We start from the raw sequence: 15741 nt of genomic DNA, 5'->3' as shown, positions 1-15741 counted from the left end.
GATGGAGCCTCGCGTCTCCATCATCACGATTGCCACGGACGATCTCGACCGCGCGGTCTGCTTCTACGAGGCGATGGGGCTGAAACGCCACGTGGGGATCACCGACGGTGTCGCCTTCTTCCAGATGGGCGGCGCCATTCTCGGCCTGTTCCCGCGCAAAAGCGCTGAGGAGGATTCGGGCATTGCCTTCGCCAGGGCGCCGTCCGCTGTCTATCTCGCCTACAACACACGCTCGGAGGCGGAAGTCGACGAAGTGCTGGCGCAGGCCGAAAAAGCCGGTGGCCGTATCGTCAAGCCGGCTGGCCGCGCCTTCTGGGGCGGCTGGTACGGTTATTTCGCCGATGCGGACGGGCATGTCTGGGAAGTGGCGCACAATCCGGCCTTTCCGATCGCGGAAGACGGCACGATTTCACTGCCGGATTGACGCCGCCCCATGGCCTATCGCAAGCAACTGACGCGGCTCAAGGCACCCTATCTCAAGCGCATCCTTCTGGAACCGGCGCGCGTCGCGGACTGGGAAAAATACCCCTGGAACCTGCCGCTGTTTCGAAGCCAGTCGTTCGAACTCGAATTCACGACGCCGATCACCATCATCGTCGGTGAGAACGGCACCGGCAAATCCACCTTGCTGGAGGCGATCGGCGCGCTGGCAGGCTATGACGAGGCCGGCGGAGGCAAGGGCTACCGGCCCGTCGACCATTCCGGCGCCATAGACAAGAGCGGCGCGGCGCTGGCCGACACGCTGCGCGCGCACTGGCTGCCGAAGGTCACCGCCGGCTGGTTCTTCCGTGCCGAATCATTTTACTCGGTCGCCCGCTATCTCGATCAGGCCGCCCTGGATTCTGGTGGGGCGCCACCCGACTTCCTGTCCTGGTCGCATGGCGAGGGTTTCATCCGCTTCTTCGAGGAACGCTGCCGCAGGCAAGGCATCTACATCCTCGACGAACCCGAGAGCGCACTGTCACCGTCGCGCCAGATCGAATTGCTGAAGATGCTTGGTCGCATGGACCGGTCGGGTGCCGCGCAAGTGATCATGGCCACGCACTCGCCGCTGCTGATGGCCTGTCCCGGCGCGCGGCTGTTCCGTATCAGCCGGTTCGGGCTCGATCCCACGGATTTTCAGGATACGGACCATTTTCGCATGTTCAGGGACTTCTGCATTGATCCTCAGTCCTTTATGGCGGAAGCGCTCCAGGAGGATGGCGAATGACAGCGGGCGCGGATGATCTCGATTGGCAGGTTGAACAGACCTGTTTGGAGGGATGCCCGGCGTCGAAGGAGGTCGTGGTTGACGGCTGGCTTCTGCGCCAGTCCGGAGGCAAGACACGGCGAACCAACTCGGCAAACCCTCTGCGCGGACGGAGAGCGGCTCCGGAAGCCGTGGTTGCTGTCGCAGAGCAGTTCTATGGCAAGCACAGGCAGACGCCCCTGTTCCGGATTCCAGACATCGCCGCCGAAATGGACGCCATACTCGACAGTCGAGGCTACAGCCTCGAAGGCGGGACGATCCATCTATATGCCGACATGGATGAACTGAAGGATGTGCGTGACCACGAGGTCATCGTGTCACCGACGCCGGGCGAGGATTGGTTCGAAGCGCGGTTTCGCATGGGCGCCTATGATGCCACCGATGGCCGCGTCTTTCGCGACATGACCGCGCTGATCACGGGCGACAAGGCATTTGTGTCGACAGGACACGACGGAGAAGTCGCCGCCGTGGCCTACGGCGTGATCCGGGATGGGCTGCTTGTCGTGGAGTCCGTTGAAACCGATGGCCGCTTCAGGCAGCAGGGCCTAGGCCGCAGGACTGTCGGCGGCCTGATCGGCTGGGCCCGACGCAAGGGTGCGTCGGCGGCGTGCCTGCAGGTGGTGGCGGACAACGTGGCGGGACGAGCGCTTTATGCGTCGCTCGGCTTCAACCGGGAACTTTACCGATATCACTACCGCAGGAAGGCCATTTCGGCATGAACCACGACGCCTACGACAACGCCTACATCGGCGGCATCCTGAATTCGGTAAAGACCGTCGCCATGATTGGTGCGTCCGCCAACGATGTTCGGCCAAGCTATTTCGTGCTTAAATATCTGCTGGCGAAGGGATTTTCGGTGTTCCCGATCAATCCCGGCCATGCCGGCAAGGAAATCCTCGGCCGCATGACCTATGCGAGCCTGGCGGATGTTCCCGAACCGATCGACATGGTCGACGTTTTTCGAAACGCCTCGGCTGTACCGGGTATCGTCGAAGAGGTGATGAAACTCGATCCGCTGCCCAAGGTGATCTGGATGCAGCTTGGCGTGCGTCATGACGAGGCGGCTGCGCGCGCCGAAGCCGCCGGCATCAAGGTGGTTATGAACCGTTGCCCCAAAATCGAGTATGGCAAGCTGTCGGGCGAGATCGGCTGGACCGGAGTGAACTCAGGTGTCCTGTCGTCGAAGAAGCCGTTGATGCGATCTGGTTTCCAGAGTTTTGGCGTGCGGCAGAAATGATGCATGTCGGCCAGAGTTGCGCGGCGATTTTGGGACGACGATATGCACAGGGAGACGCTTGAGGCACGTCGCGTGAACTCCATCGGCGACGATATGCCTTGGGCGAAAAATTATTCCGGGAAGAAACAGGTTTTCTCGCGCGTTCATCGCAGATCGTTCGTCGAAAGGTATTTTCTTCTTTGCATTCGCGCTCCGGCTTCGCCAAGAATGCCCCGCGATTTGAGAGTTTCAAAAAAGGGAGGTTTCCGATGACCCGTACGCCCGGTTTCAACACGCTCGCCGTCCATGCCGGCGCCAAGCCGGATCCGGCGACCGGCGCACGAGCCACGCCAATCTACCAGACCACCTCTTTCGTCTTCGACGATGCGGACCATGCCGCATCGCTGTTCGGTCTGAAGGCCTTCGGCAACATCTACACCCGCATCATGAACCCGACCCAGGCGGTGCTCGAGGAGCGTGTCGCGGCACTCGAGGGCGGAACGGCGGCGCTTGCGGTCGCCTCCGGCCACGCCGCGCAGGTGATCGTCTTCCACAATCTGATGCAGCCTGGCGAAAATTTCATTGCCGCCAACAAGCTGTATGGCGGTTCGATCAACCAGTTCGGCCATGCTTTCAAAAACTATGGTTGGGAGGTCCGGTGGGCCGACACCAACGACCTGTCGACCTTTGAAAACCAGATCGACGACAAGACCAAGGCCATCTTCATCGAGAGCCTGGCCAATCCCGGCGGAACATTCGTCGACATCGAGAAGATCGCCGAGGTCGCGCGCAAGCACGGGCTGCCGCTGATCGTCGACAACACGCTGGCCTCTCCCTACCTGATCCGGCCGATCGAGCACGGCGCCGATATAGTCGTCCATTCGCTGACCAAGTTCATCGGGGGGCATGGCAATTCGATCGGCGGCGTCATCGTCGATGGCGGTACCTTCGACTGGTCGAAGTCGGGCAAATACCCGATGCTGTCGGAGCCGCGTCCGGAGTATGGCGGGCTTGTCCTGCATGAGACCTTCGGCAATTTCGCCTTTGCAATCGCCGCGCGCGTGCTCGGCCTGCGTGACCTCGGCCCCGCCATTTCGCCGTTCAACGCCTTTCTCATCCTGACCGGCCTGGAAACCCTGCCGCTGCGCATGCAGCGCCATTGCGACAATGCGGTCACCGTCGCCGCCTGGCTGTCCAACCATCCCAAGGTCGCCTGGGTGAATTATCCCGGCCTGCCCAGCGACAAGAACAATGCGCTGCAGAAGAAGTATTCACCGCTTGGCGCCGGGGCCGTCTTCACCTTCGGCCTGAAGGGCGGCTACGCGGCAGGCGTGAAGTTCGTGGAAGCGCTGGAACTGTTTTCGCACCTTGCCAATGTCGGCGACACCAAATCGCTGGTCATCCACCCGGCATCGACAACGCATCGCCAGCTTTCCGATGAGCAGAAGGTCAAGGCCGGGGCTGGCCCGGACACGGTCCGGCTTTCGGTCGGCATCGAGGACGTCAACGACATCGTCGCCGATCTCGAGCAGGCGCTGGCCAAGGTCTGATCATGAGCGCATCGAATTTCCTGTCCCTCGACGCGAACAGCGTCGAGGCCGAGGCTGGAGCGCCAGCCGAGGGTCGCCTGATTTCAGGCGATCCGAAATTCCGTACCTGGAACGTCGAGGAACGCGATGGCGGGCTCTACGCCGGCATCTGGGAATCGACCCCCGGCAAATGGCGGATCGAGTATGACGAGTGGGAGTTTTGCCACATTCTCTCCGGCGTCTCGGTGATCACGGAAGCGGACGGCGAAGCACGCACGGTCCGCGCAGGCGACAGCTTTGTCTTGAGGCCGGGCTTCAAGGGAAGCTGGGAAGTGCTTGAAACGACTCGCAAGGAATATGTGATCAAGCTTTGACGACGCGGCATCAGCCTGAGTCGTATTGCTGCGAAGCCGATGCAAGGGCGTCGATGTCATCGGCGCAGATCAGGTGCTTGAGCGCCTCGAATTTGTCCGCTGGCCAGTCGTAGACCTTGAGCGATCGCAGCTTTTTGGTTGTTTGCTCGGCAAATCGCGACTTGATCGGTTTTGCCGGGTTCCCCGCGACGATCGTATAGGGCGCCACATCCTTGGTCACGATCGCTCCCGAAGCGATGACCGCGCCTTCGCCGATTGTGACGCCGGGCATGATCATGGCGCGCATGCCGATCCAGACACCGTCACCGATGGCGGTGTCGCCCTTGCCGACATAGGCATCTGCGATGAATTCGGCGAACGGATAGAGGCTGAACCAGTCCATCCGGTGGGTGTGGTTGCCCCCTAGCAGGATCACTGCTTCCGCGCCGATGCAGACATAGTCGCCGATATGCAGCTGATCGATCGGCCAGAGGGGTTGCCAGGCTTTCAGACTGTATTCGTCGCCATAAAGATAGCGCACCACGCTGTCCTCGAACGACCCTGACCACGAATCGCTATAGTAGCTGTGCGTACCCCGAACATGGATGTTCGGATTCCGCACGGTCTTGTGCAGATACTCCACTTTGGACCAGTGCTTGGGGACAGTATTTTCGACGATGGTCATAGCGAGGCTCCGTCGCTGAAATCTGTTGGCTACCCGCTAATCCGAGCCCGCAAGCTCAAAGTCGGACGGAGAGCGCTTCCAGCCCGTGGAAATGATAGGTGTCGCGGAAGCTTGGCTGCTCGGCGAGATGCAACCGCGGGTGCCTGTCAAACAGCGTCTTCAGGGATACCTGTAGCTCAAGCCGGGCAAGCGGCGCGCCGATGCAGAAATGAATGCCGGCTCCGAACGAGACGTTCTTCTGGTCTTCGCGGCCGGGGTTGAAAGCCGATGGGTTGGCGAAGGCATTCGGATCGTGGTTGGCCATGCCGAGCAGCAGACCGACCGTCTGGCCGGGCTGCACGACGATGCCCGGCGCGAGTTCGATCTCCTGATAGGCATAGCGCGTGAACATATGCAGCGGCGCATCGAATCGCAGGCACTCCTCCACCGTCGCCGCGGTCGCCTCTGGCGAGGTGAAGAAGCGTCTGGAGTCACCGCCTTGCGCCAGGATCGAGCGCACGGCGTTGCCGGTCTGGTGAACCGTCGCCTCATGGCCGGCATTGAGCAGCAGGATCGCGGAGGACACCAGTTCGTCCTCGGAGAGCTTCTGGCCATCCTCCTGCGCCGAAATCAGCAGGGACAGCAGATCATCGCCTGGTTTTTTGCGTCGCTCAGTAACGTAGCCGCGCAGGAAATCGGAGAATTCGCGCGCGGCGCGATTGGCCGTATCCTCGGTCTCGCGCGTGCGGCCATGCATGTACATGGCAACCATCTGGTGCGACCAGTCGAGCAGTTGCGGTCCCATCTCGACCGGAACGCCGAGCATTTCGGCGATGATGGTGATCGGAAGCGGCGCGGCGAAAGCGGGCAAAAGATTGACCGGGCCGGCCGGATCGAAATGGTCGATCAATTCGTTGGCGAGCGCCTCGACACGCGGCCTCAGCCGCTCGACCTGCCGCGAGACGAAGGCGCGGTTGACCAGTGTTCTCAGCCGAGTGTGCACCGGCGGTTCCAGTTCAAGCATCGAATTGGCCTCGATACCGTCGAACGCCTTGAGATGCGCGCGATCCTGGCCGATGCCACGGCTGTCGGGAATGCCGGCGGGGTTCTGTCGGCCAAAGCGCCGATCGCGCAGCAGCCGGTTGACCTCTTCGAAGCCACCAAAGCACCAGAAGCCGAACTCCTCCCAGAAGAATGCGTTCGAAGCGCCATGCAGCCAGGCATAGGCTTCATACGGATTCAGGAAAAAGGCCGGCTCATGCGGATCGAGCCGCAAATGACGGGTGGCTGGATCGAACGTCAGGTAGGGCGGTGGCGGGATCATATCGGTCATGCTGGATCACTAGCGCGCCTTGCCAGCCTTGTGCCAGACCGTATGTTGAAGCAGTCCTAGTACTCCCAAGTCGAATGAATTGTGCCAGCCAGCTAGTGGCGGAAAGACGGTTCCTATGAATGTGATCGTGGTCGGCGCGGGCATTGCGGGTCTGTCCGCTGCATGGTCACTGGTCAAGGCCGGGCACAGTGTTTCCATCGTCGAACAAGGCCCGGTTCCCAATCCGCTCGGCGCATCGGGCGACCATCACCGTATCATCCGCCGCGCCTACCGGGCAGGAACCGGCTATGGCCGATTGATCACCGAGGCCTATGAGGCCTGGGACGAACTATGGGCGGACCTTGGCGAAAACCATCTCGATGCCAGGGGCTTCCTCTGCATCTCGCGAGAGCCGGGAGACGAGGCCGAGGAATATCGCGAAGGCCTGGAGGAAGGGAATTTTCCGTTCGAACTGCTTGAGCCCGAGGCGGCGGTCAAGCGCTGGCCGTTCCTTGAAGCCGGTACATTCCGCTATGCCTATTTTTCGACGGAAGGCGGCGCGCTGCATTGCCGTAAGATCGCCGCAGGGCTGGCCAAATGGCTCCGAGCCAACGGCGCCAATGTGTATGAGAACAGCAGAGTGGTGGAGATCGACGCCGAAGCCGGCCACATCGTGCTGGAAAGCGGCGAGACCATGCAGGCCGACCGTGTCGTCGTTGCCGCCGGAGCCTGGGTGCTGAAACTGTTCCCGGAACTTGACGGTGAGCTCAGGACCTATCGCACCGCGCTTGCCTATGCCGAACCGCCGGCGGACTTGAAGACGGCCTGGGAAGCGGCGCCGGTCATTCTCGATGTCGGCGGCAAGACCGATGGCTACATGGTCCCGCCCACCGGCGGGGCCGGCATGAAATTCGGCTCGGGTCTGCACAAGGTGCCGACCAGCGACGCCGACTGGAACCGCGAGCCGGTGGCGGGGGAGGGCGAGGCAATCCGCAACCTGTTTTCACCGCCGATCGCCCGCATCGAGGAATACCGGATTACCGAAGTCGTCACCTGCGCCTACACCTTCACCGCCGACGAGAAATTCCTGGTGCACGAGAAAGGCAAATGCCTGGTTGTCTCGGCCTGCTCGGGTCATGGCTACAAGTTCGGCGCCGCGGTCGGCCGTCGCGTGGCTGCGGCCGTCGGTGACGGCGATATTATGGGCCTGAAGCGTTGGCTGCGGGCCGAGGCGGTTTGAGTTGCCTCTAATCCTGGCAATGTCTGGCAATATGCACGCGTCGCCAGCCGGTTGAGCCGTCCTGGACCACGACCCGGCGCGCCGCCGTCCGATAAGCGGGCGGAACGTCGATGACGCGCCTTTGCTCGGGCCGCACCAGCACTTCCTCCGCGATACCGTCGTACTCGGCGGGGATGACGACGCGGCGCGTCCGCTCCGGCTGGATCACCACGGTCTCGGCGACGCGCTCGTAGCGCGCCTTGCGCCAAACCTTGCATAGCACCCTGCGGCCATGGATGACGCGCCATTCCCAGGCATAGGCGCCGTCATCGACCTTCACCGTGTGGTGGACGGTTCGGGTGATGGCCGGCACGATCTCGTATCTGACCTGTGCCGGCGCGGTCCGCACCACGCGCTCGCGCGTGCCGTAGATCGGCGGATCGTATTCCACCACCTGGCCGGCGGGCCGGACCAGCACGTTTTCATAAACTGTGTCGTAGACGGCGGGCCGGCTGACGGGTTCGTAGCATTCGACGGCGCGGCTTCCGGCGGCTGTCTCGGAAACCGAGCCGAGAAGGGTCAGTCCGGCAATGGTGAAGGATGCGGTTTTCGTGAACATTGCACTCCCCCTGTCGAACCGTACAAAGCGGGTTCAACGTTGAATTGTAGGGGAGGCGGTGTCTAGGGGAAGAGGATTCGCCGGATGTCGTTAAGCGACGCGGTTAAGAAATCGCTACACGGCGATGATCTCGGGCTTTCGTCTCGTCAAGCTCGACGAAACGGCGGAGACGATGCTAAGGGCATACAACCGTTCCATTGGCGGCAACCTTAATGCGACTTAACCGGATGGCTAGGCCTACCGGCCTTGCGCAAGGGTGAGCCGGCATCCTATTTACTGCACAACGATCCAGAACCGATTCTGCCCGACCTGCAAACATCTCCCGGCGCCGGAATCCCATGTCCAAAAAGGGATAGTCCATGAAGAACCCTGTCGAAACCTACATGAACCTCGTTCCGATGGTGGTCGAGCAGACCAATCGCGGCGAGCGGGCCTACGACATTTTCTCGCGCCTCCTCAAAGAGCGCATCATTTTCATCACCGGTCCGGTCGAAGACGGTATGGCGACGCTGGTCTGCGCGCAGCTCCTGTTCCTCGAAGCCGAGAACCCGAAGAAGGAAATCAACCTCTACATCAATTCGCCCGGCGGCGTGGTCACCTCCGGCATGGCGATCTACGACACCATGCAGTTCATCAAGCCGGCAGTTTCGACGCTCTGCATCGGGCAGGCGGCTTCGATGGGTTCGCTGCTGTTGACCGCGGGCCACAAGGACATGCGCTTCGCCACGCCAAACGCCCGCATCATGGTTCACCAGCCTTCCGGCGGTTTCCAGGGGCAGGCTTCCGACATAGAGCGGCACGCCATGGATATCGTCAAGCTGAAGCGCCGTCTCAATGAGGTCTATGTCAAACACACCGGCAAGACCTATGAGGAGATCGAGCGCACGCTTGACCGCGACCATTTCATGACCGCCGACGAAGCCAAGGATTTCGGCCTCATCGACAAGGTCATTTCGTCGCGTGAGGCTGCTGAAGGAGCTCTGGCATAAAGGCAAATTGGCGGTTGGATTGTCGGTATCACGCGCTTTTGGTGCGTCTTGCGGCATTTCGGCCACAATTGGCTGTTCCCTCGGGGGACAGGATTGCCTACGTTAAGGCTCTATTGAGTTTCGGCGGCTTAGCTTTGTGCGGGGTTGTCGCGAATCATTGCCACGTTTTCTGATTTGTGTTTCGTACGGAATGCGTTGTGTGAGCTGGGTCACTGGCGGCGGCGGATTCTCGCGATAGATAGAGTATGCGCCCTTTCAGCCAGACCATCGGCGGGCGGCCATGAAAGGACATGAAAATGAGCAAGGTCGGCAACAACAGCGGTGATTCCAAGAACACGCTTTATTGCTCGTTTTGCGGCAAGAGCCAGCACGAGGTGCGCAAGCTGATCGCGGGACCCACGGTCTTCATCTGCGATGAATGCGTCGAGCTGTGCATGGACATAATCCGCGAGGAGAACAAGACCTCGATGGTGAAGTCGCGCGAGGGCGTGCCGACTCCACAGGAGATCCTCAAGGTTCTCGACGATTATGTCATCGGTCAGCCCTACGCCAAGCGCGTTCTGTCGGTGGCGGTTCACAACCACTACAAGCGCCTCGCGCATGCCGGCAAGAACAACGATGTGGAGTTGGCGAAGTCCAACATCCTGCTGATCGGCCCGACCGGTTGCGGCAAGACGCTGCTTGCGCAGACGCTGGCCCGTATCATCGACGTGCCCTTCACCATGGCTGACGCGACGACGCTGACCGAAGCAGGTTATGTCGGCGAGGATGTCGAGAACATCATCCTGAAGCTGTTGCAGTCGGCCGACTACAATGTTGAGCGGGCCCAGCGCGGCATCGTCTACATCGACGAGATCGACAAGATTTCGCGCAAGTCCGACAATCCCTCGATCACCCGCGACGTGTCGGGCGAGGGCGTGCAGCAGGCGCTCCTGAAGATCATGGAAGGGACGGTCGCTTCCGTACCGCCGCAGGGCGGCAGGAAGCACCCGCAGCAGGAGTTCCTGCAGGTCGACACCGCCAACATCCTGTTCATCTGCGGCGGCGCCTTTGCCGGGCTGGACAAGATCATCTCGGACCGCGGCAGGAAGACCTCGATCGGCTTCGGTGCTGTCGTGGCTTCGCCCGAGGATCGCCGCACCGGCGATGTTTTCCGCCTTGTCGAACCCGAGGATCTGCTGAAGTTCGGCCTTATCCCCGAATTTGTCGGCCGTCTGCCGGTCCTGGCGACGCTGGAGGATCTTGACGAACCGGCGCTGATCCAGATCCTGACCGAGCCGAAGAACGCCCTGGTCAAGCAGTATCAGCGGTTGTTCGAGATGGAGAATGTCGACCTGACGTTCCATGAGAACGCATTGTCGGCGATCGCCAAGCGCGCCATCGAGCGCAAGACCGGCGCTCGCGGCCTGCGCTCGATCATGGAAGCGATCCTGCTCGACACGATGTTCGAACTTCCCGCGCTGGAAGGCGTGCGCGAAGTGGTAATTTCGGAAGAGGTGGTGACCGGCAGTGCCCGGCCGCTCTACATCTATTCCGAACAGAAGGAAAAGAAGGGCAACGTCAGCGCCTGACGTGCTCCTCACAGCGGATTGGGAAACGGCGCCGCGAGGCGCCGTTTTGCTTTCGTGGATGTTAGCCTGGTAATGAGATGGATGAACGGACCGTGTTAGCCCTTGATCTTTGCCCCTCGTGCATCCAACTAACAAAAGAAGGCCGCGGGGCCGAATTCTGTGCTGTAAAACTCCGGTAACAAACGGTGATAGGCGGAACGATCCTCGGTCGTTAATATGAGATTCGCGGTTGGCTGATTGGCGGCCGCGATATGAAAGGTTGGACAATGGCCAAAGTATCCAAGGCTCCCAGCGACGGCGTCTTCGCAGTCCTCCCACTGCGTGACATCGTGGTGTTTCCGCACATGATCGTTCCGCTCTTTGTCGGGCGCGAAAAGTCGATCAAGGCGCTGGAAGAGGTGATGGGGCAGGAAAAGCAGATCCTGCTTGCCACCCAGATGAATGCCGCCGATGACGAACCCGAGCCCGATGCCATCTTCGACATCGGCACGCTCGCCAATGTGCTGCAGCTGCTGAAACTGCCGGACGGCACCGTCAAGGTGCTTGTCGAAGGCGCTTCGCGCGCAAAAATCGTTTCGTTCACCGACCGTCCCGACTTCCACGAGGCCCACGCCACCGCGCTGGTCGAGCCGGAGGAGGAAGAGGTCGAGGTCGAGGCGCTGGCACGTTCGGTCGTCACGGACTTCGAAAACTACGTCAAGCTGAACAAGAAGATCTCGCCCGAGGTGGTCGGCGCGGCAAGCCAGATCGACGACTATTCCAAGCTCGCCGATACGGTCGCTTCGCATCTTGCCATCAAGATTCCCGAGAAGCAGGAAATGCTTGCCACGCTGTCCGTCAAGGAACGGCTTGAGAAGGCAATGGGCTTCATGGAAGCCGAAATCTCCGTCCTGCAGGTGGAGAAGCGCATCCGCTCGCGCGTCAAGCGCCAGATGGAGAAGACCCAGCGCGAATACTACCTCAACGAGCAGATGAAGGCGATCCAGAAGGAGCTCGGCGAGGGCGAGGACGGTCGCGACGAAGCCGCCGAGATCGAGGCGCGCATCAAGAAGACCAAGCTCTCCAAGGAGGCTCGCGAAAAGGCGGAAGCCGAATTGAAGAAGCTCAGGACGATGTCGCCGATGTCGGCGGAATCGACCGTCGTGCGCAACTATCTCGACTGGATTCTGTCGATACCGTGGGGCAAGAACTCCAAGGTGAAGCAGGACCTGGCCTTCGCGCAGAACGTTCTCGATACCGATCACTTCGGTCTCGACAAGGTCAAGGAGCGCATCGTCGAGTATCTCGCCGTGCAAAGCCGCCAGAAGAAGCTGAAGGGGCCGATCCTGTGCCTCGTCGGACCTCCCGGCGTCGGCAAGACCTCGCTCGGCAAGTCGATCGCCAAGGCGACCGGACGTGAGTTCATCCGCATGGCGCTGGGCGGCGTGCGTGACGAGGCCGAGATCCGTGGCCACCGGCGCACCTATATCGGCTCGATGCCCGGCAAGGTCATCCAGTCGATGAAGAAGGCGAAGAAGTCCAATCCGCTCTTCCTGCTCGACGAGATCGACAAGATGGGCCAGGACTTCCGTGGCGATCCGTCATCGGCGCTGCTCGAGGTGCTTGATCCCGAGCAGAACTCGACGTTCATGGATCACTATCTCGAGGTCGAGTACGATCTGTCGAGCGTGATGTTCGTGACGACCGCCAATACGCTGAACATCCCTGCGCCCCTGATGGACCGCATGGAGATCATCCGTATCGCCGGCTATACCGAGGACGAGAAGATCGAGATCGCCAAGCGGCACTTGATGCCGAAGGTGATCCGCGATCATGCGCTGCAGCCTAAGGAGTTCTCGGTCAGCGAGGACGCGATCCGTAGCATCGTCCAGACCTACACCCGCGAAGCGGGCGTCAGGAGCCTCGAGCGCGAGCTGATGAAGCTCGGGCGCAAGGCGGTGACCGAGATCCTGAAAACGAAGAAGAAGACGGTGAACATCACGGCGGCGAACCTTGCCGAATACCTGGGTGTCCAGCGCTACCGCTTCGGTCAGGTCGAGGCTGACGACCAGGTCGGTGTCGTCACCGGTCTTGCCTGGACGGAAGTCGGCGGCGAGTTGTTGACGGTTGAAGGTGTCATGATGCCCGGCAAGGGTCGCATGACGGTAACCGGCAATCTGCGCGACGTCATGAAGGAATCGATCTCGGCGGCGGCCTCTTATGTCCGCTCGCGCGCCATCGATTTCGGTATCGAGCCGCCGCTGTTCGACAAGCGTGATATTCACGTGCACTTGCCGGAAGGCGCGACGCCGAAGGACGGCCCATCCGCGGGTGCTGCCATGGCGACAGCCATTGTGTCGGTACTGACGGGTATTCCGGTTCGGGCGGATGTGGCGATGACTGGCGAGATAACGCTTCGCGGCCGCATCTTGCCGATCGGTGGCCTCAAGGAGAAGCTGCTCGCTGCACTGCGTGGCGGCATCAAGAAGGTGCTGATCCCGGAAGATAACGCCAAGGATCTGGCGGAGATTCCGGACAACGTGAAGAACGGGATGGAGATCATTCCGGTCTCACGTGTGGGCGAGGTGTTGCGCCATGCATTGGTGCGTATGCCGGAGCCGATCGAATGGGTCGAACCGGTCAATCCGCCGGTCACGACCGACAGTGCCGACGATGCTGGAAAGTCGCTTGCTCATTAGCCGGAGCTAAAGTTGCGGCGCACAAACAGAAAGCCGGGCCTCGCGCCCGGCTTTTTCATGTGAAAAACCCCGGATTTCCGGGCTTTTTCCGTTTTTTCTTGAGCTTTTCGACTTGGTTGCCGGAACGCTTCTTTCTAAAGTCCGTTTCCTGCCGGATGAGTCGTAAGTTCCGGTTTTCTCATGGAAGGGAATTTTTATGAACAAGAACGAACTGGTGTCCGCTGTCGCCGACGCCGCGAGCATTTCGAAGGGTGACGCGCAGTCGGCCGTGGATGCGGTATTTTCCGTGATCACCGGCGAACTGAAGAAGGGCGGCGATGTACGGCTTGTCGGCTTCGGAAATTTCACCGTGTCAAAGCGTGCGGCGTCGACCGGCCGCAACCCGCAGACGGGCGCGGAAGTGCAGATCCCGGCGCGCACCGTGCCGAAGTTCTCGGCCGGCAAAGGCCTCAAGGACGCGGTCAACTAAGACCTTTTGTTTTTAGCGATCAGAAAAGCCGGGCTCGCCCGGCTTTTCTTTTATGCGTATGCGCCGATCCTCGATCGCTGCGCGATTGGGTGGCCGAGTCAGGCCGTGGGCGCATCCGTTCGCATCAAGCCTTCCTTCTTCAGATCGGACCAGAGCGCCTCGGGCAAGGTTGCATCGAGCAGCGAGCGGTTGCTCTCAACTTCGGCCGGCCGTTGGCCGCCGGGGATCACCGAGACGACAGAAGGGTGCTGGAGAGGGAATTGCAGCGCCGCCTCGATCAGCCGCACGCCGTGACGCTTGCAGGTCGCTTCGATGCGCGAGACCCGGTCGAGTATGTCCTGCGGCGCCTCGGAATAATTGTAGTAGGCGCCAGGCTTTGGCCCGGTCGCCAGGATGCCAGAGTTGTAGGGGCCGCCAAGCACGATGCCGATGCCGCGTGCCTGGCACAGCGGCAGGAATGATGTCAGTGCCTCCTGCTCCAGCAGCGTGTAGCGGCCAGCCAGCAGGAAAAGGTCGAAATCCCCACGTTCCGCCAGCGTCTGGGCGACCTGCCACTCATTGATGCCGCCACCGAACGCCTTGATGACACCCTGGTCGCGCAGCGAAAGCAAACCGTAATAGCCCGAGCGCATGAACTCCTCGATGCGCCGGTCGGACGCCTCCTTGCTGCCATGCGTGAAGATGTCGACATCATGCACGAAAAGGATGTCGATGCGATCGACGCCAAGGCGCTCGAGAGACGCCTCGAAGGAGCGCATGACGCCGTCATAGCTGTAATCGTAGACCTCGCGGCGCGACGGCGTATCGAAGAACTTGCCGATGCCGGTGCGCTGTTCCGGCGGGCAGGCGCGCATGATGCGGCCGACCTTGCTGGACAGGACATAGTCATCGCGCTTCTTCGAGCGCAGGAAGGGATTGAGCCGTGTTTCGGAGAGGCCGAGCCCGTAGAGGGGGGCGGTGTCGTAGTAACGGCAGCCGGTCCGCCACGCCGCCTCCAGCGTGGCATTGGCGTCTTCGTCGGAGACGGCGCGGTAAAGATTGCCGATCGGCGCCGTGCCGAAGCCGAGTTCCGTAAAGGTAATGCCACCATTGCCGATGCGGTCGAAATGCCGTGTCTTCATGTCGTGCGGATTCCTGATTTGCCGGTTTGGTCGACACTATCATGCCCGTGGCTTTGCAAAAGCGCCGCGAACCGTTGGACACGGATTTTCGCGGTGATAGCATGAACAAAAACAAGCCGTTCGGGAGAGATGATGAGGGCGTCCAGACCGTTTTTGCGCTCGGGAAAGCTGGCGGCAGGATCATGACCGGTGGCGGCACGGATTTGTTCCGCATTGCCTTGAACGAGCTTGGCGGCGTGCTGGCGCGGATCGACGACGACCGCATCGATGCCGCCTGCGGCATGCTGGTCGAGGCGAAACAGATCGTCGTCTACGGTTGTGGCCGTGAAGCCTTGCAGGTCAAGGGCTTTGCCATGCGGCTCCACCATCTCGGCCTGCCGGTATCGGTGGTGGGCGACATGACCACCCCGCCGCTCGGCGAAGGCGATGTGTTCCTCGTCAGTTCCGGACCGGGTGAGACATCCACGGTGCTCGCCCTGATGCGGGTCGCCCGGGCGGCAGGCGCGAAAATCCTGCTGCTGACCGCGCAACCGCGGAGCAGCGCGGCAAGCCTGTCGGATTTCACGCTGCTGGTCCCCGCGCAAACAATGGCTGATGATCAGGGGCCGGAAAAGACATCGGTGCTGCCGATGGGATCGGTGTTCGAAGGCGCTCTGTTCCTGGTGTTCGAGGTGATGGTGCTGAAGCTGAAGACAATGACCGGCCAGTCGTCGGAAGCCATGCGCTCCCGCCACACCAACATGGAATAGATC

The 15741-nt window shown here is 61.1% G+C and carries 16 protein-coding genes; 12 read left to right on the top strand and 4 right to left on the bottom strand.

The features are described 5' to 3' along the window. Nucleotide 1 precedes the first annotated feature (1 nt). From ACO07C_RS06870 to ACO07C_RS06845, 6 genes are all read left to right on the top strand, one after another. Complete coding sequence (locus ACO07C_RS06870; protein WP_421913439.1) at nt 2–424, top strand: VOC family protein; 423 nt, start codon at nt 2–4, stop codon at nt 422–424. A 9-nt stretch (nt 425–433) separates the two neighbouring features. Beyond that, nucleotides 434–1210 (top strand): AAA family ATPase, encoded by a 777-nt coding sequence (locus ACO07C_RS06865; RefSeq protein ID WP_421913438.1) that lies wholly within the window; start codon nt 434–436, stop codon nt 1208–1210. Then, complete coding sequence (locus ACO07C_RS06860; RefSeq protein WP_421913437.1) at nt 1207–1968, top strand: GNAT family N-acetyltransferase; 762 nt, start codon at nt 1207–1209, stop codon at nt 1966–1968. The genes ACO07C_RS06865 and ACO07C_RS06860 overlap by 4 nt, the downstream gene beginning before the upstream one ends. Beyond that, nucleotides 1965–2486, top strand: coding sequence for a CoA-binding protein (locus ACO07C_RS06855; RefSeq protein ID WP_421913436.1), 522 nt, complete (start codon nt 1965–1967; stop codon nt 2484–2486). Before ACO07C_RS06860 ends, ACO07C_RS06855 begins: the two co-directional genes overlap by 4 nt. A 248-nt stretch (nt 2487–2734) precedes the next feature. Continuing rightward, the gene (locus ACO07C_RS06850) at nt 2735–4015 is read left to right on the top strand and encodes an O-acetylhomoserine aminocarboxypropyltransferase (RefSeq protein ID WP_421913435.1); all 1281 of its coding nucleotides are present in this window, start codon (nt 2735–2737) and stop codon (nt 4013–4015) included. Between the two features lie 2 nt (nt 4016–4017). After that, the gene (locus ACO07C_RS06845; RefSeq protein ID WP_421913434.1) at nt 4018–4368 is read left to right on the top strand and encodes a cupin domain-containing protein; all 351 of its coding nucleotides are present in this window, start codon (nt 4018–4020) and stop codon (nt 4366–4368) included. Between the two features lie 10 nt (nt 4369–4378). On the opposite strand, the gene ACO07C_RS06840 is transcribed toward ACO07C_RS06845, so the two are convergent. Beyond that, the gene (locus tag ACO07C_RS06840; protein ID WP_421913433.1) at nt 4379–5032 is read right to left on the bottom strand and encodes a CatB-related O-acetyltransferase; all 654 of its coding nucleotides are present in this window, start codon (nt 5030–5032) and stop codon (nt 4379–4381) included. Nucleotides 5033–5087: 55 nt separating this feature from the next. Then, nucleotides 5088–6344, bottom strand: coding sequence for a cytochrome P450 (locus tag ACO07C_RS06835; RefSeq protein ID WP_421913432.1), 1257 nt, complete (start codon nt 6342–6344; stop codon nt 5088–5090). A 115-nt stretch (nt 6345–6459) separates the two neighbouring features. Between ACO07C_RS06835 and ACO07C_RS06830 the strand changes: the two genes are divergently transcribed. Further along, on the top strand, nt 6460–7563 hold the full coding sequence (locus ACO07C_RS06830) for an NAD(P)/FAD-dependent oxidoreductase (protein ID WP_421913431.1): 1104 nt from the start codon (nt 6460–6462) through the stop codon (nt 7561–7563). Nucleotides 7564–7570: 7 nt separating this feature from the next. Here the strand turns inward: ACO07C_RS06830 and ACO07C_RS06825 are convergent, their stop codons facing one another. Continuing rightward, the gene (locus ACO07C_RS06825; protein WP_421913430.1) at nt 7571–8161 is read right to left on the bottom strand and encodes a hypothetical protein; all 591 of its coding nucleotides are present in this window, start codon (nt 8159–8161) and stop codon (nt 7571–7573) included. 359 nt (nt 8162–8520) lie between these two features. Between ACO07C_RS06825 and ACO07C_RS06820 the strand changes: the two genes are divergently transcribed. The 4 genes from ACO07C_RS06820 to ACO07C_RS06805 all read left to right on the top strand — a co-directional run bounded on the left by ACO07C_RS06820 (nt 8521) and on the right by ACO07C_RS06805 (nt 13868). Next, nucleotides 8521–9150 (top strand): ATP-dependent Clp protease proteolytic subunit, encoded by a 630-nt coding sequence (locus ACO07C_RS06820; protein WP_292866899.1) that lies wholly within the window; start codon nt 8521–8523, stop codon nt 9148–9150. 296 nt (nt 9151–9446) lie between these two features. Beyond that, nucleotides 9447–10721, top strand: a complete 1275-nt coding sequence (gene clpX / locus ACO07C_RS06815; protein WP_013532190.1) for an ATP-dependent Clp protease ATP-binding subunit ClpX — start codon at nt 9447–9449, stop codon at nt 10719–10721. A gap of 266 nt (nt 10722–10987) precedes the next feature. Further along, nucleotides 10988–13399: an endopeptidase La gene (gene lon / locus ACO07C_RS06810; protein ID WP_421913429.1), complete on the top strand. Its 2412-nt coding sequence runs from the start codon at nt 10988–10990 to the stop codon at nt 13397–13399. Nucleotides 13400–13595: 196 nt separating this feature from the next. After that, nucleotides 13596–13868, top strand: coding sequence for an HU family DNA-binding protein (locus tag ACO07C_RS06805; RefSeq protein WP_023798342.1), 273 nt, complete (start codon nt 13596–13598; stop codon nt 13866–13868). A 98-nt stretch (nt 13869–13966) separates the two neighbouring features. On the opposite strand, the gene ACO07C_RS06800 is transcribed toward ACO07C_RS06805, so the two are convergent. Beyond that, nucleotides 13967–14989 carry an aldo/keto reductase gene (locus ACO07C_RS06800; RefSeq protein ID WP_421913427.1) on the bottom strand — a complete coding sequence of 341 codons (1023 nt, stop codon included), beginning with the start codon at nt 14987–14989 and terminating at the stop codon, nt 13967–13969. 182 nt (nt 14990–15171) lie between these two features. On the opposite strand from ACO07C_RS06800, the gene hxlB reads away from it, so the two are divergent. Then, nucleotides 15172–15738: a 6-phospho-3-hexuloisomerase gene (gene hxlB, locus ACO07C_RS06795; protein WP_421917448.1), complete on the top strand. Its 567-nt coding sequence runs from the start codon at nt 15172–15174 to the stop codon at nt 15736–15738. Nucleotides 15739–15741: the final 3 nt, after the last annotated feature.

Source organism: Mesorhizobium sp. (genome assembly GCF_965229135.1).
Classification (GTDB): Bacteria; Pseudomonadota; Alphaproteobacteria; order Rhizobiales; family Rhizobiaceae; genus Mesorhizobium.
This window is presented reverse-complemented; position numbering and strand designations above follow the sequence as displayed.

What these genes read in the sequence shown, in the direction of transcription:
- ACO07C_RS06870 (WP_421913439.1), top strand. Translation starts at nt 2, where the DNA reads ATGGAGCCTCGCGTCTCCATCATCACGATTGCCACGGACGATCTCGAC.
- ACO07C_RS06865 (WP_421913438.1), top strand. Translation starts at nt 434, where the DNA reads ATGGCCTATCGCAAGCAACTGACGCGGCTCAAGGCACCCTATCTCAAG.
- ACO07C_RS06860 (WP_421913437.1), top strand. Translation starts at nt 1,207, where the DNA reads ATGACAGCGGGCGCGGATGATCTCGATTGGCAGGTTGAACAGACCTGT.
- ACO07C_RS06855 (WP_421913436.1), top strand. Translation starts at nt 1,965, where the DNA reads ATGAACCACGACGCCTACGACAACGCCTACATCGGCGGCATCCTGAAT.
- ACO07C_RS06850 (WP_421913435.1), top strand. Translation starts at nt 2,735, where the DNA reads ATGACCCGTACGCCCGGTTTCAACACGCTCGCCGTCCATGCCGGCGCC.
- ACO07C_RS06845 (WP_421913434.1), top strand. Translation starts at nt 4,018, where the DNA reads ATGAGCGCATCGAATTTCCTGTCCCTCGACGCGAACAGCGTCGAGGCC.
- ACO07C_RS06840 (WP_421913433.1), bottom strand. Translation starts at nt 5,032, where the DNA reads ATGACCATCGTCGAAAATACTGTCCCCAAGCACTGGTCCAAAGTGGAG.
- ACO07C_RS06835 (WP_421913432.1), bottom strand. Translation starts at nt 6,344, where the DNA reads ATGACCGATATGATCCCGCCACCGCCCTACCTGACGTTCGATCCAGCC.
- ACO07C_RS06830 (WP_421913431.1), top strand. Translation starts at nt 6,460, where the DNA reads ATGAATGTGATCGTGGTCGGCGCGGGCATTGCGGGTCTGTCCGCTGCA.
- ACO07C_RS06825 (WP_421913430.1), bottom strand. Translation starts at nt 8,161, where the DNA reads ATGTTCACGAAAACCGCATCCTTCACCATTGCCGGACTGACCCTTCTC.
- ACO07C_RS06820 (WP_292866899.1), top strand. Translation starts at nt 8,521, where the DNA reads ATGAAGAACCCTGTCGAAACCTACATGAACCTCGTTCCGATGGTGGTC.
- clpX (WP_013532190.1), top strand. Translation starts at nt 9,447, where the DNA reads ATGAGCAAGGTCGGCAACAACAGCGGTGATTCCAAGAACACGCTTTAT.
- lon (WP_421913429.1), top strand. Translation starts at nt 10,988, where the DNA reads ATGGCCAAAGTATCCAAGGCTCCCAGCGACGGCGTCTTCGCAGTCCTC.
- ACO07C_RS06805 (WP_023798342.1), top strand. Translation starts at nt 13,596, where the DNA reads ATGAACAAGAACGAACTGGTGTCCGCTGTCGCCGACGCCGCGAGCATT.
- ACO07C_RS06800 (WP_421913427.1), bottom strand. Translation starts at nt 14,989, where the DNA reads ATGAAGACACGGCATTTCGACCGCATCGGCAATGGTGGCATTACCTTT.
- hxlB (WP_421917448.1), top strand. Translation starts at nt 15,172, where the DNA reads ATGACCGGTGGCGGCACGGATTTGTTCCGCATTGCCTTGAACGAGCTT.